Here is a 23,525-nt window from a genome sequence, read left to right as displayed (position 1 = left end):
TGTCGGGCACTATCAACAGCATCTACATCGGTCAAATGCTCGGCACCCAAGCCCTGGCCGCCGTCTCGGGCATGTTCCCCATCGTGTTCTTCTTCATCGCCCTGGTCATCGGCCTCGGCGCGGGGGCGGGCGTGCTCATTGGCCAAGCGTGGGGCGCGCGTGAACCGCATCTGGTGAAAACCATCGCCGGCACAACGTTGCTGTTGGGCGCAATCATCGGCCTGACGGCGGCGGTGCTGGGCAGCGTGTTCGCACGACCCGCCTTGCAAGGCTTGGGAACCCCGGCCGACGTACTCGACGACGCCGTCTCCTACGCCCACGTGATGATGTGGATCATGCCGTCGCTGCTGGTCTACGTCCTCTTCACCCAGTTGCTGCGCGGGGTGAGCGATACGGTGTCGCCGCTGATTGCGTTGGTGGTTTCTACTTGCATCGGTTTGGCGCTGACGCCGGCGTTGATTCGCGGTTGGTTCGGGTTGCCGATGTTGGGGATTCAGAGTGCGGCGTATGCGGGGTTGGTGGGTAACCTGTCGGCGATGGCGTGGCTGGCGTGGCGGTTGATCAGCAAGGGGCATCCGTTGGCGCCGGATCGCGAGATGTTTGCAGCGATGCGCCTGGATCGGGTGATTCTCGGCAAGGTGTTGCGCATCGGCTTGCCGACCGGGTTGCAGATGGTGGTGTTGTCGGTGTCGGAGCTGGTGATTCTGGCGTTGGTGAATCAGCACGGTTCGCAGGCGACGGCGGCATATGGGGCGGTGACGCAGATCGTCAATTACGTGCAGTTTCCGGCGTTGTCGATTGCGATCACGGCGTCGATTCTTGGCGCTCAGGCGATCGGGGCAGGGCGTATCGAGCGCATCGGGCCGATTCTGCGCACCGGGTTGTTGATCAATGTGTGCCTCACCGGTGGCTTGGTGCTGTTGGGCTATTTGTTGTCGCACTGGTTGCTGGGGTTGTTCCTCACCGAGGATGCCACGCAGGCGATGGCCGAGCACTTGCTGCACATCATGCTCTGGAGCCTGTTGGTGTTCGGCTTCCAGGCGATTATCGGCGGGATCATGCGCGCCAGCGGCACGGTGCTGGTGCCGATGGCGATTTCGATTGTGTGCGTGCTCGGGGTGCAGTTGCCGGTGGCGTATGTGCTGGACGGGCAGTTCGGGTTGCAGGGTGTGTGGATGGCGTTTCCGGTGGCGTATCTGGGGATGCTGGTGTTGCAGACGTTGTATTACAAATTGGTGTGGCAGCATCAGAAAATTGAGCGGTTGGTGTAGCGCTTTTCCGTACGGCTGCGCATGAAGAGGTATCGCTAAGTAAGATCGGCCGCGAGAGATACAGGCCATTACAAATCCGATACGTGGGGGATACATCGAGGTGGCAGTGTTTGCCCATACCTCCTGTCCACTCCTCAGTCGGAGCCCCCGATGAATAAGTTGCTGTCCGCCCTGGCCCTGGGTTGCACGTTGGGCCTGTCGCTTGTCAACACTTCCCACGCCGCCGAACCGGTGGGTCATTCCTCAGATCAGTTGGCGGTGGCCTACCGCAGTGTCAAGGTTGATGGCCTGAGCATTTTCTATCGTGAAGCCGGTCGTGCGGATGCACCCACCTTGTTGCTGCTGCACGGTTTTCCCAGTTCTTCACGCATGTACGACCCGCTGCTGGCGCGGTTGGCACAGCACTATCATCTGGTGGCGCCGGACTACCCGGGGTTCGGCCATAGCGATGCGCCGGATGCCAAGGCATTTGCCTACACGTTCGATCATCTGGCCAACGTGATGGAGCATTTCACCGAAGCCCTCGGCCTGAAAAGTTACGCGCTGTATGTGCAGGATTACGGCGGCCCCGTCGGTATGCGAATGATGCTCGCCCACCCTGAACGCGTGCAGGCGCTGATTGTTCAGAATGCGGTGTCCCATGAAGCGGGCCTGGGGCCGCTGTGGCAAAAGCGTCGTGAATTCTGGGCCAACCGGGCCGCCAACGAGGCGGGGTTGAGAGCGAGCTTTTTCTCGTTGGCGACGACCCGGCAACGGCATGTCGGCGCCAACCCGCAGGTCGAGGTGTTCAACCCGGACCTGTGGACCGACGAATTCAATTTCCTCAATCAGCCAGGGCAGGCCGATATCCAGAGTGACCTGTTCTATGACTACCGCAGCAACGTCGCCAGCTATCCGAAGTGGCAAGCGTGGCTGCGCGAGCATCAACCGCCGACGCTGGTGGTATGGGGCCAGTTCGATCCGTCATTCGAGGTTGCAGAAGCGGAGGCTTATCGCCGGGATTTGCCCAACGCCGAGATTCATGTGCTGGAGGCGGGGCATTTTGCGCTGGATGAGAAGCCTGATGAAATTGCGCGTCTGGTGGGGGATTTCCTCGGCAAGCACGTGAAGACAACAGGCATGTAGAGCGAAGGTACTTGGATTTTTCCCTGCGGACCTCGCAGAGAGAGGCGAGCGATCCCGGGCAGCGCTCCGGTCATGAGTGACAACGTCAATACGCATCACTTTGGGCACTCACGCCTGGACCCAGCGCTGCCGACTCCAGCTGCTCAAGGTATCGACGGCGAACACCAGGATCAGCATCGCCAGAATCACCGTGCTGGCTTGCGCTTCCTGAAACAGGCTGAGGCTGACATAGAGCATTTGTCCCAGGCCGCCGGCCCCGACAAAGCCGAGCACACTGGCCATGCGGATGTTGTTTTCCCAACGGTACAGGATGTAGGCCAGCAGCTGTGGCAACAGGTTGGGCAGGGTGCCGTAACAGAAAGCCCACACGGCGTTGCCGCCCTGCAAACGGATGGCGTCGGCCGGTTCGGACGGGGTGTTTTCCAGCGCTTCGGCGAACAGCCGGCCGAGCACGCCGGTGGTGTGCAGGGCCAGCGCCAGCGTGCCGGCATTGGGACCTAGACCGGCGGCAAGCACCATCAGCGCGGCCCACACCAGTTCCGGCACCGCGCGCAAAGCGTTGAGTGCCAGCCGTGATGCACTCTGTAACGGCCAGCCGAAACGCCCGGCCGCAGGCAATGCCAAGAGCAAACCCAGCACCGCCGCGAGCAGGGTGCCAAGGGCGGACATGGCGATGGTTTCCAGGGCGCCATGGGCGATGGCTTGCAGATGATTGGGGCTCAGGTCCGGGCTGAGAAAGCGCTGCGCATAAGCGCCCATCTGGTTCAGGTTGCCGGTGCTGCCGAGTTCGCCGAGATCGATGCCAAGGTAGATGAACGAGGCGATGACCGCGCCGCCAATGCCGAGCAGCAGGGCCAGGTTGAACAGGCGATTCATGCCAGCCTCCAGCGCAGCAGGCGGCTGAGTTGATCGGCGAGCAGCACCAGAACCAGGAACGTCAGCAGCAGACTGGCCACTTCACCGCCGGCGAACATGCGCAATGACAGGTCGATTTGCTGACCCAGGCCGCCAGCGCCGACGAAGCCCATCACCACCGAGGCGCGGACCGCACATTCCCAGCGATACACCGTGTACGACAGCAGTTCCGCCGCGACATTGGGCAGGATCCCGTAGCAAAAGGCCGCCAGCCGACCACCGCCGGATTGCAGCAGCGCATGGGCCGGGCGTTGATCAACCGATTCGAAAATCTCCGCGTAGACCTTGCCCAGCATGCCGCTGTAGGTAATCGCGATCGCCAGCACCCCGGCGGTCGGACCAAGGCCGACGGCCCGCACGAACAGCAACGCCCAGACGATTTCCGGCACGCTGCGCAGGAAAATCAGCAGCCCGCGCACCGGCCAGCGCAGCAGTTGGCCCCAATAGCTCGGGCGACCCGCACGCGACGCCGCCGACAACGACAGTGCTCGGCTGGCCAACAGGCTGGCGGGAATCGCCAACAGCAACGCCAGGGCCATGCCCGCCGTGGCGATGGCCAGGGTTTGCAGGGTGGCTTGCAGCAACAGCTCGATGAACGGCTCATCATGGGCCGGGGGCCAGAAGGCGGACACGAATCGGCCCATTTCGTTCTGGCTGTCACTCGCGATCAGCACACTGAGGTCCAGCTCGCTGTAGTGGATGCCCGGCCACAGCAGGGCGATGGCCAACAGGCTGAGCAACAGGCGCGGCAGGGCGGCCGGATCGCGGGTGGCGGATGTCAGCATCGGGGAATCTGCACACTCAAGTGAGCGGGAGGCACCGGCGAGCGTTCCAACTGCTCGTTGGCGTAGAGCGAGTCGAGCCGCTCGCGGTCGACGGCGCTGGCCGGCAGGTCGAACATAATCTGCCCGTCACGCAGGCCGATGATCCGTGAAAAATGCACCAGGGCCAGCTCCACCGCGTGCAAGCTGGCGACCAGCGTAACGCTGTGCTCTCGGGCATGGCTGCACAGCACCGACAGGGTGTGCTCGGCCAGCACCGGGTCCATGGCCGAGACCGGCTCATCGGCCAGCAACACCTCGGGCGCCTGGTACAACACCCGGGCAATGCCCACGCGCTGCAACTGTCCCCCGGACAACTGCTGGCATTGCGAAAACAGCTTGTCGCTCAGGTCCAGCCTGGCCAGGGCCGCGCGTGCCCCCGGAATATCCTGCGGATACAGCAAATTCAGCAGGCTCTTGCCCAATCCCCATTGACCCAGTTTGCCGGCCAGAACCGCCGTGACCACACGCTGGCGCGGTGGCAACGGCGGCGATTGATGGATCAAACCGATGCGTGCGCGCAGGCGTTGACGCTGACCGGCCGACAGCTGCCAGGCGCGTTCGCCGAGCACTTGCAGCTCGCCGTCGCCCGGTCGCAGGGCGGTGGCGAGCACGTTGAGCAGACTCGACTTGCCCGCCCCGGACGGGCCGATAATGGCGACCTGTTCGCGGGCCTGGATGTGCAGGTCTACGCCACGCAGCGCCTGAACGCCGTTGGCGTGAGTAAGGCTGACCTGGGTCAGATGCAACGTCATTTGAGCAGTTCGGCAGCGCGGGCGGCTTCCTCGATACCCTTGTAGTTGTCCGGGCTGGTTTCGATGAATCGGCTGGCGGCCTGCAAATCCAGAATCTCTTTGTCCTTGGGATTCGCCGGATCAAGTGCGAGGAACGCGGCTTTGATCTTGGCCGCCAGCGCCGGGTCGAGGGTCCCGCGCACGGTCCAGTTGTAGTCGAAGTAGGCGGGGGTGGTCGCAAACACTTTGACCTTGTTGGTATCGACCTTGCCGGCCGCGACCAGTTTTTCCCACACGCTGGCGTTCAGCACTCCGGCGTCCACCTTGCCGGCCTGGACCCAGGCGACCGTGGCGTCATGGGCGCCGGAGTAGCCGACGCGGCTGAAGTAGGCTTCCGGCTTGATGCCATCCTTCAGCATGAAGTAACGCGGCATGAGACTGCCCGATGTCGAGGAGACCGAGCCGAAGGCAAAGGTCTTGCCCTTGAGGTCGGCGAGGGATTTGACGGCGGGGTCGGCGGTGATGAATTTGCTGGTGAACTGGGCATCCTGTTCGCGCTGTACCAGCGGAATCGCGTTGCCGGTTTTCAGGCGCGCCTGCACGAACGTGAAGCCGCCCAGCCAGGCCATGTCGATCCGGTCGGTGGCCAGCGCCTCGACCACGGCCGGGTAATCGCTGACGGGTACGAACTCGACCTTCATGCCCAGTTGCTGTTCCAGATAGGCGCCCAGCGGCTTGAATTTGCGCAACAGTTCAGTGGGGGCTTCATCGGGAATCGCGCTGACCTTCAGGGTGTCGGCGGCTTGCGACAACAGGGTGCAAAAAGACAGGGCCAAGCCGGCAGTCAATGCCAGGGTACGCTTGAGCATGAAAATTCTCCGGTGCATTTACGGGACACTATAGAGCCGCCGGGCACACGCAGGTGACGGCAAGGCGTTTTGTGAAGTTAGACGAAGCGTAGCGAGGCAGATTGTATTTGGCCTGGGTGCAAGTGTGACGTGGATGTCGGCGGGGGGGAAGCCGATGCAGCAAATACCGTTCGTCGACGAGGTGCGTTACCACCTATTGACACCCACGAGTGTCTGCGAGAATATTGATCCATCGCACACGATATAATCGAACGCGACAAGAAATCAAACCCATTGCACCGCAGAGGATTCACCCATGAGCAAGATCGAAAAAGTCCTGGCCACCGGCAAAACCCACACCACCGCCAGCGCTGCTGGCGGCCACAACGGCAACCTCGACATCACCCTGTCGACACCCGGCAGTGCCAAGCCTGCTCATGTGTTCGCCGCCACCCAGCCGCACCCGGCTGCCGAGCAACTGTTCGCCGGTGCATGGTCGGCTTGCTACACCGCTGCTGTCGGTCTGGTGGCCAATGATCTGAACGTGGTGCTGCCAGCGGACTTTTCCGTCGACATCGAAGTCGACCTGGGGCAAACCGGTCCGGCCTACTTCCTTCAGGCGCGTTTGACTCTGCGCGTACCTGGCCTGCCGCACGACGTCGCCACCACGCTGGCGCACACCGCTGATCAGATCTGCCCGTACTCGAAAGCAACTCGCGGCAATATTGATGTGGCACTGAACGTCATCACGGTTTAATTTTTGTATAAAAATCGCGTGCGATAAAAGCGCACGCGAAAACAAATTCCCTATTGAGAGCTTTCATCATGAGCAAGATCGAAAAAGTCCTGGCCACCGGCAAAACCCACACCACCCCCAGCGCAGCCGGTAACACGTCGCGTGGCCATAACGGCAACCTCGACATCGTGCTGTCCTCGCCCGGCAGCGCAAAACCAGCGCACCAGTTTTCGAACATTCTGCCGCACCCGACCGCCGAGCAATTGTTCGCCGGCGCCTGGTCAGCCTGCTATAGCGCCGCCGTCGGCCTGGTGGCCAAGGAGCTGGACGTGACACTGCCGGCCGACACGGCGGTGGACATCGAAGTTGATTTGGGCCAGACCGGTCAGGCGTACTTCATCCAGGGTCGGTTGACCCTGCGCGTACCGGGCCTGTCGAACGAGATCGCCACGAAACTGGCGCATGGCGCCCATGAGATCTGCCCATACTCCAAAGCCACCCGTGGCAACATCGACGTGGCGCTGAACGTCATCACCGAGTGAGGCCGCGCACGACCGGTTCGATTTCGCCCGGCGAGTCGAACCGGCCGCCGTCCCGGTCGATATCGATAAGCGTCAATAGGGCGACGACGTGCTCTTCAGCCACTGCTCAAAACGTGTCGCGCCCACGATCGGATTCGCGCCCGGCGTCAGGTGGTCGGCGCCGACAGTGCGGACATGGCATAAACGGCGATTTTTTGCTTTAGTCCACCTGTGGCTGGCCACCGTGTGCAGCACCCTCACTGCAATCGGGCGTCCCGCCGGAGCATCCCATGACCCTTCGTTTTACGCGTTCTGCTGCCGTGTTTGTCGCGCTCTCGTTCGGCGTGTTGTCGTGCGCCGATGCCGTTGAATACAAGCAGGTGAATGCGTCCGCCAGCACGCTTTCTTTCACCTACAACCAGTTCAGTTCACGGGTTTACGGCACGTTCGGCAAGTTTGAAGGCACGCTGGATTTCGACACGGCGAACCCCTCGGCGGCCCGCGCCGGGCTTACCATTGAACTCGACAGCATCGATGCCGGAAGCAACGACGCCAATGAAGAGCTGAAAAAGCCCGCGTGGTTCGACTCGGCCACTTATCCGCAGGGGACCTTTGAGTCGACCGGTGTGAAAGCCCTGGGGAACGACCGATATGCGATCACCGGCAATCTCACGCTCAAGACCATTACACGCGCTGTGGAAGTGCCGGTCCTGCTGAAGTCCGAGAGCGGCATCGGGATTTTCGATGGTCAATTGACGCTCAAACGCAGCGACTTCAAAATCGGTGCCGGCGAGTGGGCGGACACGGTGGTTTCCGACGATATCAACATCAGGTTCCGGATGGTTGCGCCTGCGCAATAGCCGTTTAGCGTGCTGTGCAGCGTTGTGCTTCACCGCGTCTTTTCGTCGCTTGCCCTGCCATGGTTTTGCTGTCATCGTTTGCGCGACTGGTAATCTTTCTTATTTGAGAAATTTTTGCGTATGCGCGATTTTTCCGTAGCGGATGACGACTTTTCCCGTCGTCAGCGGACATTCACCGACCTCTATAGCGATCACCATTCCTGGTTGCATGGCTGGCTACGGAAAAAACTCGGCTGCTCGCACCGTGCGGCCGATCTGGCCCATGACGCGTTCATTCGCGTGCTCACCCTCGCCGAGCCTCACACCATCAAAGAGCCGCGGGCGTTTCTGGCGACCATGGCCGGACGCTTGTTGATCGATGGCGCCCGACGCCGACGGATCGAGCAGGCGTACCTCGAGGCGCTGGCGATCCAGGCGCATGACGCCGGCATGCCCGACCCCGAAGCGGTCCATGTGGCGCTTGAGGCACTGGAAAAAATTGCCGTGATGCTCGCCGGGTTGCCGGAAAAGAACCGTGAGGCGTTCCTGCTCAGCCGGCTCGACGGCCTCACCTACAGCGAGATCGCGATTGAGCTGAAGGTGTCGGCCAGCACGGTCAAGAATTACGTCGCCGGTGCGCTCGTCCATTGCTACAACACCTTGTACGGTGCGGAACAGCCGTCGTGACGAGCACTCATCCACCCTCAGAACAGATGATCCTCGAGGCGGCTTACTGGCTGACGTTGTTGCACGACGACCTGGCCACGGAAGCCGACCGCGCGGCTTTCGACACCTGGTGCAAAGCCGATCCGCGCCATGCGCTCGCGCTGGAGCGCATGCAGGCGTTGTGGGGCGGTTTTGACGAGCTGCCCGCCGCGCCTGCACGCGTTGCCCTCAAGCAGGCCTTTGCGCGGCCGGGCCCGAGAGTGTCGGGTCGTGGCGCCCAGGCGATTGCGCTGCTGGGTGTGTTGGTCTGTGGCTGGATCGGCCTGGACAATATGCCGATATGGCTCGCCGATCAGCGCACTGGCGTGGGCGAGCGGCGTGAGGTGGCGCTTTCGGACGGCAGCCATATTCAACTCAACAGTCATTCGGCGCTGGACGTGAAGTTCGACGGCAAGCAGCGCGTCATCGAGTTGTTGGAAGGGGAGATGTGGGTCGAGGTGGCCAAGGACGCCCGACGTCCGTTTGTGGTGCGCACTGATCAGGGCACCGCGACGGCGCTCGGTACGCGCTATCTGGTGAAGCGCGCAGCCGATGGTTCGACCGTGGTCAGCGTGCTGGAGTCCGTCGTTGCCGCCAAAGCCAACGGCGCCGAGGCAGTTAACGTTGCGGCGGGCGAGCAAACCACCCTCAAAGAGGGCCGGGTGCAAGCACCGCAACCCCTCGGCAACGCCCATCCGGATGCCTGGACTCGAGGCCTGCTCAAAGTCGATGACCGCCCGTTGAGCGAAGTGCTTCAGGCCCTTGCCGGTTATCGACGCGGCTTGGTGCGATACGACGAGCAGGCGTTGCAAGGGCTGCGCGTCTCCGGCGTGTTCCGCCTCGACGACACCGATGCTGCGCTGGCGACATTGGCGGACAACCTGCCGATTCAGGTCGAGCACTTCACCGATCTACTGGTGGTGATCAAACCCCTCTGAAACCCCAACCTGCAGGCGCCGGCTTGCCGGCGATCCAGGCGACGCGGTGTGTTTGACGCGCCGCCATCGCTGGCAAGCCGGCTGCAGCAAGGTGGTGCGTGAAGGCAGCAACATCGTTTCACCCCCAGGCCCAAAAAATATTAATGCAAATCGATCGCATTCGTTGTCTGTTTTTCCGACATGGCCGTCATGGTTAGTAACGCCTTCCATTTCGCAGGATTTCCCATGTCACGCTTTGCTCGTCCGTTGCACCCACTGGCGCTTTCAGTGGCGATGGCTTTTGTCGCGGCGCCGCTGTTGGCTGCCGAATCGTCGGTCTCTGGTGCACACGCCAGTAGTGCTGTGCGCAGTTTTTCAATTCCCGCCGGGGATTTGAGCCAGGCGCTGAACAGCCTGGCCGAGCAGGCGGGGTTGGTGTTGGCCTTCGATCCTGCGTTGACGCGGGGCAAACGCAGCAACGGCCTGAACGGACCCTTCAGCACCGGCGATGCCATCACGCAATTACTTCAGGGCAGCGGCCTCAGCGCCATCGCGCTGTCGGCCACGCGCTATCGTATCGAGCCTGCGCCCGAGGCGGTCGAAGGTTCTCTGGAGTTGCAAGCCACCAACATCAACGGTGCCTATGCGAGCGAAAGTCCGACCGGCCCGGTGGCGGGTTATGTCGCGACGCGTGCGCTGTCGGCGACCAAGACCGATACGGCGCTGAACGAAACGCCGCAGTCGATTTCCGTGGTCACCAAGGATCAAATGCGTGCCCAAGGCGCGGAAAACCTCAATCAGATTTTGCGCTACACCGCTGGCGTGATTCCCGAAACCCGTGGCTCTACGGCCTCGCGACTGGATCAGATGACCATCCGTGGATTTTCTCCGGCGGTGTATCTGGATGGCTTGCGCATGCCGGGCAGTCGCGATGCCTCGCCGCAAAAAGACTCGTTTGACCTGGAACGCGTGGACGTTTTGCGCGGGCCGTCGTCGGTGCTGTACGGGCAGGCCAGCCCTAGCGGGGTGGTGAACATGGTCAGCAAGCGGCCGCTGGATACGCCGTTCCATGAAATCGGCGTCGAGTACGGCACCTTCGACAAGAAACGCACGACCTTCGATTTGAGCGGCCCGCTCGACGATCAAGGCGTTTACTCCTATCGCCTGGCCGGTCTGTACGACGAGGCCGATGGTCAAATCGAACACACCGAAACCCAGCGTCAGTCCATGTCATCCGCGTTCACCTGGCGCCCGAGCGACGACACGTCGCTGACGCTGCTGGGGCATTTCCAGAAAGACCCGAAGGCGGCGTCGTACGGCTCGACACCGGCGTGGGGCTCGGTGTTGCACAGCCCGACCGGGCGTGACATCGACGTCGATTTCTATGACGGCGACAAGGATTTCGAGAAGAGTGACCGCGAATATTTCTCCCTCGGTTATCTGTTCGAACACCACATCAACGATGTCTGGACCGTGCGTCAGAACGCGCGTTACCTGCGCAGCGAAGGCGTTTATCGCAGCCTCTACAACAGCAACCTGCGCGCCGATTACCGCACCGCCAACCGGTCGACCATTGCTACAGACGTCGACCTGGATTCTTACACCCTCGACAACCAGGCGCAGGCCAAATTCGACACCGGCCCCCTGCAACACACCGTGCTGTTTGGTGGCGATTATCAGAACACCAGCACCGATACCAAATCCGGTTTCGGCACGGGGCCGACGCTGGATATCTTTGACCCGGTCTATGGCGTTCCGGTCGTCACGCCGGCGTTCACTAGTGACGCGACGCAGCGTAACCAGCAGAAAGGCCTGTACCTGCAAGACCAGATCAAATGGGACAAGTGGGTGTTGCTGATGGGCGGCCGCTACGACTGGGCGACCAACCACAACAGCTCGATGAACTTGCGCAACAACGTCAAGACCAAAACCTCTCTGGACAGCGAGGCGTTCACCGGCCGGGTGGGTCTGGTCTATCTGTTCGATAACGGCCTGTCTCCGTACATCAGCTACGCCGAATCCTTCGAACCGCAGTCGGGCACCGGCTACGGCGGCTCGGTGTTCAAACCGACTGAGGGCCAGCAATACGAGGTCGGGATCAAGTACCAGCCACCGGGCAGCAACAGCTTTATCACTGCGTCGGTCTTCGACCTGCGCCAAAGCAACGTGCCGACGCTTGATCCGGACCCGACGCACCTGTGCGGTACCGGGCGTTGCCAGGAACAGAGCGGTGAAGTGCGCTCCCGTGGCTTCGAACTCGAAGGCAAGGCCAGCCTCAACGACAACCTGGACATCACCGCCGCGTACGCTTATCTGGACAACCGCATCACTAAATCCAACAGCACCGTCAACTACGCGCCGCTGACCGATATCGCCGTCGGCCCGGCCGTGTCCGCCAAAGGCACCACCAACTATGGCGTGCCGCGTCACACCGCGTCGGTCTGGGCGGATTACACCTTCCACGACGGCGTCGCCAAAGGCTTCGGCGTCGGCGGCGGGGCGCGTTACGTCGGCTCTTCCTGGGGTGACACCGCCAATACGTTGAAAGTCCCGGGCTACACGTTGCTGGATGCGGCGGTGCACTACGACATCCCGCACATCAACAGCCTCAAGGACAACCTGCGCCTGGCGGTGAACGCCAGCAACCTGGCCAACAAAGAGTACGTCGCGTCCTGCTATTCCTACTCGTGGTGCTGGTATGGCGCACAGCGTACGGTGCAGGCGAGCGCGACGTACCAGTGGTGAAACGCTGACAGATCCCGCCGATCCATGCCCCGTCATCCATACGGATTCGGGGCGTACCGACGCCATCGCCGAAGGCGTTGCAGGATCGGTCTTGCAAACATGCAGTGCCATGGAAGAAAATGAGATTCATTATCAAAAAATCCTCCTCCGGGCCTTTTCCATGTCCTCCGTCGATCTCTCGCTGCAACACGCCGTGCATACGCTTTACGAGGACCATCATTCATGGCTCTGCGGCTGGCTGCGCAAGCGGCTCGGTTGCGTCGACAACGCGGCGGACCTGGCGCAGGACACCTTCCTTCGCGTGCTGACCCAGCGCAAGGCACCGCAGTTGCGTGAGCCGCGTGCCTACCTGAGTACGGTGGCACGCAGCTTGATGATCGACATGTTCCGGCGTCGGGCGCTGGAGCAGGCCTATCTGGAAACCCTCGCGCTCAGCCCGGAACCGGTGGAGATTTCCCCCGAAACCCGTTCGTTGATTATCGAAACCCTGATGGAAATCGACCGCTTGCTCGATGGCCTCGGCGGCCGGACCCGGGAAATTTTCCTCATGGCGCAGCTCGATGGTTTGAGTTACGTGGAGATTGGCCGGCGTCTGGGCGTCTCGGTGACCACGGTGAAGAAGCATGCCGTGCGGGCCCTGACGCATTGCCTGCTGCTGGTCGAGGACTGAAGCGCCATGCGTGCCCAATCGCTGGATCATGCAACCCTCGAAGCTGCCGCGCGCTGGTACGTCGACTTGCGCGGTGAGGTGCCCGATGACGCCACCCGTGAAGCCCATCGGCGTTGGCTGGAGCGTGATCCGCGCCATGCGCAGGCGTGGGAACGTCTCGCACGCTTGCAGGACAAACTCGGGCAAGTCGCCCCAGGCATCGCCCGCCCGACGTTGACCAGCGCCCGTGCCAAACGGCGTGACGTGCTCAAGGTCCTGTCGATCCTGCTGGCGGCGGGCGGCGCGGGCACGCTGGCCTGGAACACCACGCCACTGCCGACGTTGATGGCCGACCAGCGCACCGGCACGGGCGAGCGTCGCCGCCTGCGTCTGGATGACGGCAGTCAACTGCAACTCAACACCGCCACCGCGGTGGACATCCGCTACAGCGACACCTTGCGAGAAGTGCGTTTGCTCAACGGGGAAATTCTGATTGAAACGGCGCGTGACGATCTGGCGCGGCCCTTCATCGTGCACACGGCCGAAGGCAGCATCCGCGCGTTGGGCACACGGTTTATCGTGCGCTGCGAAGCGGGGCGCACGCAGGTCTGTGTGCAGGAGCATGCCGTCGAGGTGCGCACGGCCAGCCTGACTGGCCCGCCAGTGCGAGTGGACGCCGGCCAGCAAATGAGTTTTGCGCACGACAGCGTGGCCTCCGTGCAATCCGCCAACCCTCAGGCCGATGCCTGGACCCGCGACATGCTGGTGGTCAATGACTGGCGTCTGGGCGATTTCATCCTTGAGTTGCAGCGCTACCGTCCGGGCCACCTGGGGTGTGATCGCGCAGTGGCGGCGTTGCGTATTTCCGGTGCGTTCCACCTCGGCAGCACCGACACCATTCTGGACAACCTGACCTCGACATTGCCCGTGCGCATCCGTCGCTTCAGTCGCTATTGGGCGAGTGTGGAAGCGGTTGGATGACGTATCCGAAAAGAATTTTCAATGAGGGGTTGTTGATTCTGATTCTCGTTCGACTTTGTAGGTAGAGGCGCAATAGTCGCCGCCAATCACTGCCATCGGGCGAAAGGAAACTGCATGACCCCTCGCAATCCCTCTATCCGTTTTTCTGCTTTGAAACTGTCCGCCAAACCCTTGAACCGCGCCGTACATGCCGCATTGCTCGGCATGGCGCTGACGGTTCCTGTCGGTTTCGCGGTGGTGGCGCAACCCGCTTGGGCACAAGCCGACGTCGAAACGCAATTTGACATCCCGGCAGGTTCGCTGTCGTCAGCATTGACCCAATTCGCCTCCACGGCAGGCGTGACGGTTTCGTTCGAGCCAGCCTCTGCCGGTGGTCAGAAAACCGCAGGGCTGCGCGGTCGATACACGGTCGATGCCGGTTTGCGCCAACTGCTCGCCGGCAGCAAATTGCAGGCGGTGCGTCATGACAATGGCAGTTATTCACTGTTGCCGGTGGTGGAGGGCGCGGCGTTGCAACTGGGGGCGACGAGCATTTCTGCCCAGGTTGTCGAGTCGGCCTATGGCCCGGTAGAGGGTTACGTCGCCACCCGCAGCGCCACCGGCACCAAGACCGACACACCGATCCTGGAAATTCCCCAGGCGATCAACGTGGTCACCGCCGCTCAGGTCGAAACCCAGGGCGCGCGCAACCTGACCCAGGCGCTGCGCTACACGCCGGGCCTGAACACCGGAGGCTTCACCGACCGCAACTCGATTGCCGACGAGATCACCAGCCGTGGCTTCGCACCGACCCCGTTGTACCTCGACGGTGCGTACATTCCTTACGCCGGCAGCCTCGGCGGTGCACCGCAAATCGACCCATATACCCTGGAACGCATCGAAGTGCTCAAAGGCCCGTCCTCGGTGCTGTACGGGCAGAACCAGCCGGGCGGCCTGATCAACCTGGTCTCCAAGCGCCCGACCAGCGAACAGCGCAGCCAGGTCAAACTCGGCGCGGGCAGCTACAACCGGGTCAACGGCGCCTTTGATACCAGCGGCCCGATCGACGATCAAAAGGCATTCACCTATCGCCTCATCGGTGTCGCGAACAAAGGCAACGAACAGGTCGAGCACACTCACAGCGAACGCATGCTGCTGGCGCCGAGCCTGACCTGGACGCCGAACGACGACACGTCGCTGACCTTGCTGGCGCAGATCCAGCGCGATGACGGGCTCGAAGATTATCAGTCGCTGCCAAGGATCGGTTCGCTTGATCGCGGCCCTACCGGGCAGAAAATCGACCGGGATTTTTTCTCCGGCGACACGCGTTTCAACGACTACAAACGTGATCAGTACGTCTTCGGCTACGACTTCAGCCACAACCTCACCGACGACCTGAAATACCGCTCGACCGCGCGTTACACCGACGTGCGCGACCGCTACAAGGGCCTGTACCTGCGCGCCTTCGCCACCGACGCGGCGGGTGACACCGATTACACCCGCGTCAGTCGCACCAAGGTCGACTGGCGCCAGCACAACATCGCCTACACCCTCGATAACAACCTGGAATATAAATTCAACACCGGCGCCCTCGAACACACCACGCTGGCGGGTGTGGACTACCGCCATTTCAACCGCAAGTACGACGGCCTCAACGCTTACAACGTGACGCCGGTCAACCTCTACGGCAAGAACAACTTCGACACCAGCAGCGCGGTCCCGGTGCTGGATACGAAGTGGGACAACACCCTGCGCCAGACGGGCGTGTACGTGCAGGACCAGATCAAACTGGATCAGTGGATCCTGACCATCGGTGGTCGTGAAGACTGGGCGGAAATCGATAACAAGGACATCCTCGCCCGCACGGTCGCTTCACAGCGCGACCATAAATTCACCGGGCGCGTGGGCCTGACCTACGTCACCGAGTTCGGGCTGGCGCCTTACATCAGCTATTCCGAATCCTTCCTGCCGACCATTGGTACCGAGGCACCGGAGCGCGGCGGCAAAGCTTTCGCGCCGACCGAGGGCGAGCAATACGAAGTGGGTGTGAAGTACCAGCCGTTCGACAAGACGCTGATCACCGCATCGGTCTTTCAGGTCAAACAGAAAAACGTACTGACCGGCGACGACGACTACCCACAGTATCAATCCCAGGACGGCGAAGTGCGTTCACGCGGCGTCGAACTGGAAGTCAAATCCAGCCTCGACAACATCGACGTGCTGGCGGCGGCGACCTACATCGACTCGTTCTACACCAAGAGCACCTATGGCGATGAGGGCAACCGCAACGAAGCACAGGCGCCAGTATCAGCCTCGTTGTGGGCGGATTATCACTTCACCCAAGCGGCACTCAACGGCCTGACCTTCGGCGCGGGTGCGCGGTACACGGGACGCAAGCCGGGTGATTCGTCGCACTCGTTCGAGGTGCCGTCGTATGTCGTCTACGACACCACGATCCGTTACGACCTGGGCAAACTGGACCCGAGCCTGCGCGGTTTACAGACCCGCCTGAATGTACAAAACGTCTTCGACCGCGAGTACGTCTCGGACTGCAACTACTCGTTCGGTTGCTACTACGGCCAGGAGCGCGTGGCGTCGGTGGAAATGTCTTACGACTGGTAATCCCTCATTCTGTAGGAGCCAGCTTGCTGGCGATGGCGCGCTCAAATTTTGCACCCGTCTCCCGGCCGCCATCGCTGGCAGGCCAGCTCTTACAGTGGATCTCCATACGGCAAAGCTCCCTTGCAGTAGCCGGCTTGCTGGCGATAGGGCCGGAACATCCGGCGTGGCTGCCAACTGACACGCCACCCCGGTCGCGTCGGCGCGTTATGATAGGCGCGTCCGCCGCCAGAGTCAGAGCAGAGCCACGATGCCCCAGATCACCCACTTCAAAACCCCGTGCCCCGAGCACCTCACCAGCCAGATTTTGCAGATGGTGGTCGACAACCTGACCGACATCAGCATGGTCGCCATCCCGCCGAGCAACCTGTTGTACAACGTGTATCAGTACGCGATCGGCTATGAGGTTCACCTCTATCTGGAGGCGCTGAACGGGGCGAAAGGGGTGTCGGTGGAGTTGCTGGTCGCGACCGATGTGGACGATCCGGAGCAGGTCATCGGCTTCTTGCTGTACCTGCCGATCAAGGACGATCCCGAGGCGTGCGGCGTCGCGTACATGGCGGTGCAGTCCGGTCATCGGCGTCAGGGCGTGGCGCGGCGGATGCTGCGGGAAATGGTCGGCCGCTATCCGCATGCCGAGCTGACTTGCGCGGTGGCCAAGGTGCCTTGGTTCGAGTCGATGGGCTTTCAGGTGCTGGGTGCGCGCGGTACGCAGGTGTTGATGAACACCCGTGACCATCGCTCTGACGGCTTGATGGGGCTGCTCGACGTGGCGTCGATCTACAGCTCGCTGGAGGTGCGGCAGATTCATACGTACCTGCTGCAAAAACATGGCAAGCGGGCGATGCTCGATGCGGAAAAACAGCGTGACCGGCATCTGGATCAATTGACGCACAAGGCCAGTGAGTTTGTTCGCGAGCGGTGGGGCGATGGGGCACGCTGACCGCGCCACATCCGACCATTCAATCAACTGTGGGAGTGAGCTCGGTCAGCGTTCTCCTACAGTTTGAGGTGTTCGATGAATTCGGGAACACCGCAATCCAGTAGGAGTCGGCTTGCCGGCGATAGGGCCGTGAGCCATGCATCAATTAACTGATCAGGCGTAAAAATCCAGACAGACGTCTTTCACTGTCAGTCTGCGCGCGTCTTCCGGCGGACATCCTGATCCCGTCAAGCCTGTTCGCCCGGCCAGCCCGCCCGCCGCAATGCGTTGAGCAATGTTTCAGCGTCCAGTCCCGGCACCGCATGGCCATTGCCTTCGGCGGTGTCGCTGGCCAGCAGCGCATTGATGATCGCTTCTTCAACGGCTTCGGTGGCGGCCAGGAACAACTCGCTGATGTGGTCGTTGTTGACCATGCGCAAGTGGTCGCAGGTCGGCGCCTTCTTGCTCTCATAGGCTGCGGGAGGCACATCATTGCCGGTCGCAAAGGCAATGAAGATATCGCCGCTGTGGTCTTCGTTACCGCCACCGGTCCGCGCCAGACCGAGGCTGGCGCGCTGGGCGAGGCGGGTACATTGATGCGGCAGCAACGGCGCATCGGTGGCCAGGCACACCACAATCGAGCCCATGCCCGGATGCGGCAGCGATGCCTTGAGGAAGGGCGAGTCGGCCTTTTCCATGTAGCGCCCGACCGGGTAACCGTCGACGCGCAATTCGTTGCGGATGCCATGGTTGGCCTGGACGATGGCGCCGACCGTCCAGCCCCCCTGAGCTGAATTCAAACGTCGCGAAGCCGTGCCGATGCCCCCCTTGAATTCGTGACAGATCATGCCGCTGCCGCCACCCACCGCACCTTCTTTCACCGGCCCGTTTGTCGCCGTGCGCAAGGCTTCGGCCACGTGTTCGAGTTTGACGTGAAAGCCGTTGATGTCGTTGAGCAAGCCATCGAAGGTTTCCAGCACCACCGGCATGTTCCAGTAAAGTCGCCCGTCATCCGGTTGCTGTTCGCGGTCCAGCACAATCAACGCATCACGCACCACGCCCAGGCTGTGGGTGTTGGTGAAGGCGATCGGGCTGGTGAGCAGGCCGGCCTCGCGGATCCATTCCAGACCTGTGGCGTCGCCATTGCCGTTGAGCACATGGACGCCGGCAAAACACGGTTGCTGGCTGGTGGAACCGACACGCGGTTCGATCACAGTGACGCCGGTCAGAATGTCGCGACCGTTGGCGGTGCGACCTCGCACATTGCTGTGGCCGACCCGGACGCCGGGCACATCGGTGATGGCATTGAGCGGGCCGGGCTGCAGTTGGCCGAACTGGAGGTTCAGGTCGCGGGCACGTGGTTTCATTGTTTCTCTCATCTTCAATTCGTGGCAGAAAAAAGTGGTTGGATCTGACGCGGACCCTGTGGGAGCGGGCTTGCCCGCGATGAGGTCGTCACATCCAACATTGATGTCATCTGACACACCGCCATCGCGGGCAAGCCCGCTCCCACAGGTTTACGGCACAATTACTGCCCGTTTTTGACTTTGCTCCAGATCCGCGTACGCACGCGCTCGGTAGCCGGCGGCAGCGGCTGGAGGGTGAATAACGTGGCCAAGGCTTCGGCGGACGGGTACACCGCCGGGTTGTTGCGAGTCGCTTCGGCCACCAGCGGTGTGGCGCTGCGGTTGCCGTTGGGGTAGGACAAGTGATCACTGACCGGGGCAATCACTTCAGGGCGCATCAGGTAGTCGATGAAGGCCAGGCCCTGCTGCGGGTGCGGCGCGTCCTTGAGCAACACGAGGGTGTCGAACCACACCGGCGCGCCTTCTTTCGGCAGGCTGTAGGCGATCTTCACGCCGTTGTTGGCCTGCTCGGCGTTGGTCTTGGCTTCCAGCATCGCACCGGACCAACCCACCGCGACGCAGATGTTGCCGTTGGCCAGGTCGCTGATAAATTTCGAAGAGTTGAAGTAGGCAATGTGCGGACGCAGTTTGAGCAGCAGCGCTTCGGCCTTCTTGTAGTCCTCGGGGTTGGTGCTGTTGGGCGGCAGGCCGAGGTAGTGCAGGGCAACCGGCAGCATCTCGGACGGCGAGTCGAGCATGGCCACGCCGCACTGGCCGAGCTTGGCCAGGTTGGCTTCGTTGAACACCAGGTCCCAGGAGTCCACCGGCGCCTTGTCGCCCAGCGCGGCGCGCACTTTATCGACGTTGTACCCGATGCCGTTGGTGCCCCACAGGTATGGCACGGCGTACTGATTGCCCGGATCGTTGTTGGCCAGTTTTGCCAGCAGGTCCGCATCCATGTTTTTGAAGTCAGGCATCTGCGCGTGTGGCAGCGGCGCCAGGGCGCCGGCCTTGATCAGCGTCGGCAGGCTGAAGTTGCTGGCCACCACCACGTCGTAGCCGCTGCGACTGGTCAGCAGTTTGCCTTCCAGCACTTCGGCGCTGTCGAAGGTGTCGTAAACCGGCTCGATCCCGGTGTCGCGCTTGAAGTCATGCAGGGTGTTGGGGCCGATGTAGTCGTACCAGTTGTAGACATGAACCGTCGGGCCCTCGGCCGCTACCGCCGACAGCGAGACGCATAAACACGCGCTCAGCCCGAGATTGATCTGTTGATGGCGACGACTCATGATGCGGCACTCCTGGCCTGCTGCAGGCCGGTGATGAACAGGTGCTTGCAGCGTATCGGCAGGCCGGGGACTCACCCATTCCCATCATGGGTTACTCGAAAGGGGTAGAGCGTGGACGCGTTGCTGAAAGAGTTGCCGATGCACCAGGGCCTGGCGCGGGTGTTTGGCGCACTGGGCCAGGACGGTTTCTGGCGCGCGCTGGTCGACACGCTGCGGTTGCTGGTGCCGCTGGACAACGCATTGGTCGCGGTGATGCGGCCGGGGCGCGTGCCGCGCCTGCTGATCGATTTCGACGCCAAGGGCAGCGCCGATGAGCGTGAAGAACTGGCCGGTTACAGCGCTGGCATGTACCTGCTCGATCCGTTTTATCAGGCTGCGTGTGCAGGCATTGCCGATGGTTTGCACAGCCTTGAATCGGTGGCGCCAGACCAGTTTCAGCAGAGCGAGTACTACCTGAGCTACTTCCGCTCGGTGGTGGGCGGTGACGAGTTGCAGTTCATGATCAACGCCGACGATGCCGTGCTCGGGTTGTCACTCGGTCGTTCCACGCGTTTCAGTCTGCAAGAGCAGGGCCGTCTGCTCTGTGTGCGCGACTGGGTGTTGGCGGCGATGCGCCGTCACCTGCAATTGATGCCAGCGGAGGGCCCGGCGGTCGAGGCGCTGGCCGGGGATCTGGCGACCCTGCTGGATCGCTTTGACGCACGCCTGACGGTGCGCGAAATCGAGACGGCGCGTCTGATTCTTCAGGGCTTTTCAAGCAAGGCGATTGCCCAGCAATTGGGGATTTCGCCGGAAACGGTGAAGGTGCACCGGCGCAATGTCTATCACAAGCTCAATGTGAATGGGCATGGGGAGTTGTTTGCGTTGGTGTTGCAGCCGCGCTGAACCTTGGCGATTGGCGATTGGCGATTGGCGATTGTCAGTTCAGCGAAAACCCTGTGGGAGCGGGCGTGCCCGCGATGCCGGCGTACCAGCCGACATGAAGGTTGAATGTGCAGACGCTATCGCGGGCAAGCCCGCTCCCACAGTAATCGCGCTCGGTATTACTGCCGGAACACCAACGCCTTCAACCCGCATTCGACATCCGCATCCGGAAACTCCGGCGGGTTCTCCAACCGTTGCTCGAACCGCAGGCTCGGCGCTTCGCGCATGACGCCATCAATCAGGAAATCCGCACCGAACGCCGGGTCGTTCATGCAGGCCAGCACCGTGCCCTGTGGCGTGAGCAATTCCGGTAACCGACGCAGCACGCGCTGGTAATCCTTGGTCAGCAGAAAACTGCCTTTCTGGAAGGACGGCGGATCGATGATCACCAGATCATAAGGCCCTTTACCGATCACCTTGCCCCAGGACTTGAACAGGTCGTGGCCGAGAAAACTCACCTTGCTCATGTCGTGGCCGTTGAGCCGGTGATTATCGCGGCCACGGTTCAGGGCCGGGCTGGACATGTCCAGGTTGACCACGTGTTCGGCGCCGCCCTCGATGGCCGCCACGGAAAAACCGCAGGTGTAGGCAAACAGATTCAACACGCGCTTGCCCTCGGCATTGGCGCGCACCCAATCGCGGCCGTAGCGCATGTCGAGGAACAGCCCGGTGTTCTGCTTGCGGCCCAGGTCCACACGATAGCGCAGGCCGCCCTCGGTGATGGTCATGTCATCGATGACTTCCCCGACCAGCCATTCGGTGGTGCTTTGCAGCAGGTAACGATGTTGCAACGCCAGCGTGTGCGCGCCGGATGTCGCCCATGCGGGCGACCGGGAGATCTGCAGCAGCCGCTGTTTCAAATCTTCCAGCTGCGCCGATTCGGGCTCCTTGAACAGCGACACCAGCACCACGCCCTGCAGCCAGTCGACGGTCAATTGCTCCAGCCCCGGCCAGCAGCGACCTCGACCGTGAAACAGTCGGCGGGTTTCTGCGGGAGCCGCGGCGAGGGCGGTCAGCAGATGGTCGTGGAGGGTGGTGAGCGCTTCTGAATTCATCGGGTGGTGTCGGTCATTGGAGGGGGCGGCATTTTAACCACAATTGCCACTCAAGGACCGCAGCCGGGCGTCGCGAGTTATCACGTTTTATTTAACTTTACGTGAGGATTTGGCGATCTGTCGGCTCCCATACTCGGCTCCAACGAATAACAACAACCGCCGGGAGCCGATCATGTCGCCGATACCTGCTTCATCCCATCCGCGCTGGCTGCGCCTGACCCATTGGCTCAATGCCCTGGCGGTGCTGGTCATGGTCACCAGCGGTTGGCGCATCTACAACGCATCGCCGCTTTACGACTTCAGTTTTCCCAAGAGCATCACGCTGGGAGGCTGGCTCGGCGGGGCGCTGCAATGGCATTTCGCGGCGATGTGGTTCCTTGCCATCAACGGCCTTGTCTACCTGATCATCAACCTCGCCAGCGGTCGTCTTTCACGCCGCTTTTTCCCGGTGTCGCCCAAAGGTGTTCTGCAGGACGTGTGGGCCGCATTGCGCGGACGGCTGGGGCATGCCGACCTGAGTCATTACAACCAGGTGCAACGGCTGGCGTACCTGTTTGTGATGCTTGATATCACGCTGCTGGTGGTCTCCGGGCTGGTGTTGTGGAAGTCCGTCCAGTTTCCGTTGTTGCGCGAGTTACTGGGGGGCTACGACGCGGCGCGTCATGTGCATTTCATCGCGATGGCGCTGTTGGTGGCATTTGTTGCGGTGCATCTGGTGATGGTCGCGCTCGTTCCCAAAACGCTGCTGGCCATGATTATCGGTCGCAAGGAGCCCGTATGAAAAAGCCCATTGAAGGTCTGGACGAGTCATCCATCCTCAAAGACGCCCGGAACATCATTGCGCCGCAGATCGAAGACCGCTCGCGTCGCTCGTTCCTGATGCGTGGGCTGACCCTCGGTGGCGTGGCCATGTTGTCGGGCTGCAACATTACCGATAACGACAGCGTCGAGACCGCGTTGTCCTCCATGTCGCGGTTCAACGATCGGGTACAGGGCTGGTTGTTCAATCCCAATGTGTTGGCGCCGACCTATCCGGCGTCGATGATCACCCGGCCGTTTCCGTTCAATGCCTTCTACGGCATCGACGAGGCGCCGACCGTCGAGGAGCAAAGCTATCGACTGGAAGTCACCGGACTGGTCGCCGACAAGCGCAGCTGGCGTCTCGAAGAACTGCGCGCCATGGCGCAGAACGAACAGATCACCCGGCACATCTGCGTCGAAGGCTGGAGCGCGATCGGGCGTTGGGGGGGCGTGCGCTTCAGCGACTTTCTGAAACGAGTCGGCGCCGACACCGATGCCAAGTATGTCGGCTTCAAATGCGCCGACGATTATTACACCAGCATCGACATGGCCACCGCACTGCACTCGCAGACCTTGCTGGCGCTGACCTATGACGGCGCGGTGCTGCCGCGCGAATACGGCTTTCCGATGAAGCTGCGCATGCCCACCAAGCTCGGCTACAAGAACCCCAAACACATTCAGGCTATTTTCGTCAGCAACACCTACAGCGGCGGCTACTGGGAAGACCAGGGCTACAACTGGTTCGGTGGCAGCTGACGGCAACGTCACCACGCAGCTCACGCTGCG

At 61.8% G+C, this 23,525-nt stretch carries 22 protein-coding genes; 15 read left to right on the top strand and 7 right to left on the bottom strand.

From position 1 onward, the window contains the following. Both Q7W83_RS12555 and Q7W83_RS12550 read left to right on the top strand, forming a co-directional pair. A partial coding sequence (locus tag Q7W83_RS12555; protein ID WP_473656144.1) for an MATE family efflux transporter occupies positions 1-1,271 on the top strand: 1,271 nt, incomplete at its 5' end. A gap of 150 nt (positions 1,272-1,421) precedes the next feature. Beyond that, positions 1,422-2,396: an alpha/beta fold hydrolase gene (locus tag Q7W83_RS12550; protein WP_473656143.1), complete on the top strand. Its 975-nt coding sequence runs from the start codon at positions 1,422-1,424 to the stop codon at positions 2,394-2,396. 108 nt (positions 2,397-2,504) lie between these two features. Here Q7W83_RS12550 and phnE read toward each other — a convergent pair whose 3' ends face one another. From phnE to Q7W83_RS12530, 4 genes are read right to left on the bottom strand one after another with little or no spacing between them, the layout of a single operon-like run. Beyond that, positions 2,505-3,272 (bottom strand): phosphonate ABC transporter, permease protein PhnE, encoded by a 768-nt coding sequence (phnE, locus tag Q7W83_RS12545; protein WP_150639367.1) that lies wholly within the window; start codon positions 3,270-3,272, stop codon positions 2,505-2,507. Further along, positions 3,269-4,096, bottom strand: coding sequence for a PhnE/PtxC family ABC transporter permease (locus Q7W83_RS12540; protein WP_150634352.1), 828 nt, complete (start codon positions 4,094-4,096; stop codon positions 3,269-3,271). The genes phnE and Q7W83_RS12540 overlap by 4 nt, the downstream gene beginning before the upstream one ends. Then, on the bottom strand, positions 4,090-4,887 hold the full coding sequence (locus Q7W83_RS12535; RefSeq protein WP_150634353.1) for a phosphonate ABC transporter ATP-binding protein: 798 nt from the start codon (positions 4,885-4,887) through the stop codon (positions 4,090-4,092). The genes Q7W83_RS12540 and Q7W83_RS12535 overlap by 7 nt, the downstream gene beginning before the upstream one ends. After that, positions 4,884-5,735, bottom strand: coding sequence for a putative selenate ABC transporter substrate-binding protein (locus Q7W83_RS12530; protein ID WP_150634354.1), 852 nt, complete (start codon positions 5,733-5,735; stop codon positions 4,884-4,886). The genes Q7W83_RS12535 and Q7W83_RS12530 overlap by 4 nt, the downstream gene beginning before the upstream one ends. A 295-nt stretch (positions 5,736-6,030) precedes the next feature. Here Q7W83_RS12530 and Q7W83_RS12525 point away from each other — a divergent pair, with 295 nt between their 5' ends. The 10 genes from Q7W83_RS12525 to Q7W83_RS12480 all read left to right on the top strand — a co-directional run bounded on the left by Q7W83_RS12525 (position 6,031) and on the right by Q7W83_RS12480 (position 17,348). Beyond that, the gene (locus Q7W83_RS12525) at positions 6,031-6,471 is read left to right on the top strand and encodes an Ohr family peroxiredoxin (RefSeq protein ID WP_150634355.1); all 441 of its coding nucleotides are present in this window, start codon (positions 6,031-6,033) and stop codon (positions 6,469-6,471) included. Positions 6,472-6,539: 68 nt separating this feature from the next. Continuing rightward, positions 6,540-6,992, top strand: a complete 453-nt coding sequence (locus Q7W83_RS12520; protein ID WP_150634356.1) for an Ohr family peroxiredoxin — start codon at positions 6,540-6,542, stop codon at positions 6,990-6,992. A gap of 269 nt (positions 6,993-7,261) precedes the next feature. After that, positions 7,262-7,831, top strand: a complete 570-nt coding sequence (locus tag Q7W83_RS12515) for a YceI family protein (RefSeq protein ID WP_150634357.1) — start codon at positions 7,262-7,264, stop codon at positions 7,829-7,831. 120 nt (positions 7,832-7,951) lie between these two features. Next, the gene (locus Q7W83_RS12510) at positions 7,952-8,497 is read left to right on the top strand and encodes a sigma-70 family RNA polymerase sigma factor (RefSeq protein ID WP_150634358.1); all 546 of its coding nucleotides are present in this window, start codon (positions 7,952-7,954) and stop codon (positions 8,495-8,497) included. Continuing rightward, positions 8,494-9,453: a FecR family protein gene (locus Q7W83_RS12505; RefSeq protein ID WP_150634359.1), complete on the top strand. Its 960-nt coding sequence runs from the start codon at positions 8,494-8,496 to the stop codon at positions 9,451-9,453. Before Q7W83_RS12510 ends, Q7W83_RS12505 begins: the two co-directional genes overlap by 4 nt. 225 nt (positions 9,454-9,678) lie before the next feature. Continuing rightward, on the top strand, positions 9,679-12,177 hold the full coding sequence (locus Q7W83_RS12500; RefSeq protein ID WP_473656142.1) for a TonB-dependent siderophore receptor: 2,499 nt from the start codon (positions 9,679-9,681) through the stop codon (positions 12,175-12,177). A 160-nt stretch (positions 12,178-12,337) separates the two neighbouring features. Beyond that, positions 12,338-12,847, top strand: a complete 510-nt coding sequence (locus Q7W83_RS12495) for a sigma-70 family RNA polymerase sigma factor (protein WP_150636115.1) — start codon at positions 12,338-12,340, stop codon at positions 12,845-12,847. 6 nt (positions 12,848-12,853) lie between these two features. Continuing rightward, positions 12,854-13,807: a FecR domain-containing protein gene (locus tag Q7W83_RS12490; RefSeq protein WP_150634362.1), complete on the top strand. Its 954-nt coding sequence runs from the start codon at positions 12,854-12,856 to the stop codon at positions 13,805-13,807. Positions 13,808-13,921: 114 nt separating this feature from the next. After that, entirely contained in the window at positions 13,922-16,408 is a 2,487-nt protein-coding gene (locus Q7W83_RS12485) for a TonB-dependent siderophore receptor (protein ID WP_150653229.1), read from the top strand. A 247-nt stretch (positions 16,409-16,655) separates the two neighbouring features. Continuing rightward, positions 16,656-17,348 (top strand): GNAT family N-acetyltransferase, encoded by a 693-nt coding sequence (locus Q7W83_RS12480; protein WP_150634364.1) that lies wholly within the window; start codon positions 16,656-16,658, stop codon positions 17,346-17,348. A 227-nt stretch (positions 17,349-17,575) separates the two neighbouring features. Here the strand turns inward: Q7W83_RS12480 and Q7W83_RS12475 are convergent, their stop codons facing one another. After that, the gene (locus Q7W83_RS12475; RefSeq protein ID WP_150636119.1) at positions 17,576-18,694 is read right to left on the bottom strand and encodes a DmpA family aminopeptidase; all 1,119 of its coding nucleotides are present in this window, start codon (positions 18,692-18,694) and stop codon (positions 17,576-17,578) included. 161 nt (positions 18,695-18,855) lie between these two features. Then, positions 18,856-19,959 (bottom strand): polyamine ABC transporter substrate-binding protein, encoded by a 1,104-nt coding sequence (locus Q7W83_RS12470; RefSeq protein WP_150634366.1) that lies wholly within the window; start codon positions 19,957-19,959, stop codon positions 18,856-18,858. 111 nt (positions 19,960-20,070) lie between these two features. Here Q7W83_RS12470 and Q7W83_RS12465 point away from each other — a divergent pair, with 111 nt between their 5' ends. Beyond that, positions 20,071-20,844 carry a helix-turn-helix transcriptional regulator gene (locus Q7W83_RS12465; RefSeq protein WP_150634367.1) on the top strand — a complete coding sequence of 258 codons (774 nt, stop codon included), beginning with the start codon at positions 20,071-20,073 and terminating at the stop codon, positions 20,842-20,844. Positions 20,845-21,002: 158 nt separating this feature from the next. On the opposite strand, the gene Q7W83_RS12460 is transcribed toward Q7W83_RS12465, so the two are convergent. Beyond that, a complete protein-coding gene (locus Q7W83_RS12460; protein ID WP_150634368.1) occupies positions 21,003-21,938 on the bottom strand; it encodes a class I SAM-dependent methyltransferase in 936 nt (311 codons plus the stop codon). 172 nt (positions 21,939-22,110) lie between these two features. On the opposite strand from Q7W83_RS12460, the gene Q7W83_RS12455 reads away from it, so the two are divergent. After that, entirely contained in the window at positions 22,111-22,719 is a 609-nt protein-coding gene (locus Q7W83_RS12455; RefSeq protein WP_150636121.1) for a cytochrome b/b6 domain-containing protein, read from the top strand. Beyond that, positions 22,716-23,495 (top strand): molybdopterin-dependent oxidoreductase, encoded by a 780-nt coding sequence (locus tag Q7W83_RS12450; protein ID WP_150634370.1) that lies wholly within the window; start codon positions 22,716-22,718, stop codon positions 23,493-23,495. Before Q7W83_RS12455 ends, Q7W83_RS12450 begins: the two co-directional genes overlap by 4 nt. Positions 23,496-23,525 lie beyond the last annotated feature (30 nt).

Source organism: Pseudomonas sp. 300 (genome assembly GCF_055803035.1).
Note: the sequence above shows the minus strand (reverse complement) of the source record. Positions and strands in the feature narration are given on the sequence as shown.

Bases quoted from the DNA above. Each gene is read 5' to 3' on its own strand.
- Q7W83_RS12550 (WP_473656143.1), top strand. From the start codon at position 1,422: ATGAATAAGTTGCTGTCCGCCCTGGCCCTGGGTTGCACGTTGGGCCTG.
- phnE (WP_150639367.1), bottom strand. From the start codon at position 3,272: ATGAATCGCCTGTTCAACCTGGCCCTGCTGCTCGGCATTGGCGGCGCG.
- Q7W83_RS12540 (WP_150634352.1), bottom strand. From the start codon at position 4,096: ATGCTGACATCCGCCACCCGCGATCCGGCCGCCCTGCCGCGCCTGTTG.
- Q7W83_RS12535 (WP_150634353.1), bottom strand. From the start codon at position 4,887: ATGACGTTGCATCTGACCCAGGTCAGCCTTACTCACGCCAACGGCGTT.
- Q7W83_RS12530 (WP_150634354.1), bottom strand. From the start codon at position 5,735: ATGCTCAAGCGTACCCTGGCATTGACTGCCGGCTTGGCCCTGTCTTTT.
- Q7W83_RS12525 (WP_150634355.1), top strand. From the start codon at position 6,031: ATGAGCAAGATCGAAAAAGTCCTGGCCACCGGCAAAACCCACACCACC.
- Q7W83_RS12520 (WP_150634356.1), top strand. From the start codon at position 6,540: ATGAGCAAGATCGAAAAAGTCCTGGCCACCGGCAAAACCCACACCACC.
- Q7W83_RS12515 (WP_150634357.1), top strand. From the start codon at position 7,262: ATGACCCTTCGTTTTACGCGTTCTGCTGCCGTGTTTGTCGCGCTCTCG.
- Q7W83_RS12510 (WP_150634358.1), top strand. From the start codon at position 7,952: ATGCGCGATTTTTCCGTAGCGGATGACGACTTTTCCCGTCGTCAGCGG.
- Q7W83_RS12500 (WP_473656142.1), top strand. From the start codon at position 9,679: ATGTCACGCTTTGCTCGTCCGTTGCACCCACTGGCGCTTTCAGTGGCG.
- Q7W83_RS12495 (WP_150636115.1), top strand. From the start codon at position 12,338: ATGTCCTCCGTCGATCTCTCGCTGCAACACGCCGTGCATACGCTTTAC.
- Q7W83_RS12490 (WP_150634362.1), top strand. From the start codon at position 12,854: ATGCGTGCCCAATCGCTGGATCATGCAACCCTCGAAGCTGCCGCGCGC.
- Q7W83_RS12485 (WP_150653229.1), top strand. From the start codon at position 13,922: ATGACCCCTCGCAATCCCTCTATCCGTTTTTCTGCTTTGAAACTGTCC.
- Q7W83_RS12480 (WP_150634364.1), top strand. From the start codon at position 16,656: ATGCCCCAGATCACCCACTTCAAAACCCCGTGCCCCGAGCACCTCACC.
- Q7W83_RS12475 (WP_150636119.1), bottom strand. From the start codon at position 18,694: ATGAAACCACGTGCCCGCGACCTGAACCTCCAGTTCGGCCAACTGCAG.
- Q7W83_RS12470 (WP_150634366.1), bottom strand. From the start codon at position 19,959: ATGAGTCGTCGCCATCAACAGATCAATCTCGGGCTGAGCGCGTGTTTA.
- Q7W83_RS12460 (WP_150634368.1), bottom strand. From the start codon at position 21,938: ATGAATTCAGAAGCGCTCACCACCCTCCACGACCATCTGCTGACCGCC.
- Q7W83_RS12455 (WP_150636121.1), top strand. From the start codon at position 22,111: ATGTCGCCGATACCTGCTTCATCCCATCCGCGCTGGCTGCGCCTGACC.
- Q7W83_RS12450 (WP_150634370.1), top strand. From the start codon at position 22,716: ATGAAAAAGCCCATTGAAGGTCTGGACGAGTCATCCATCCTCAAAGAC.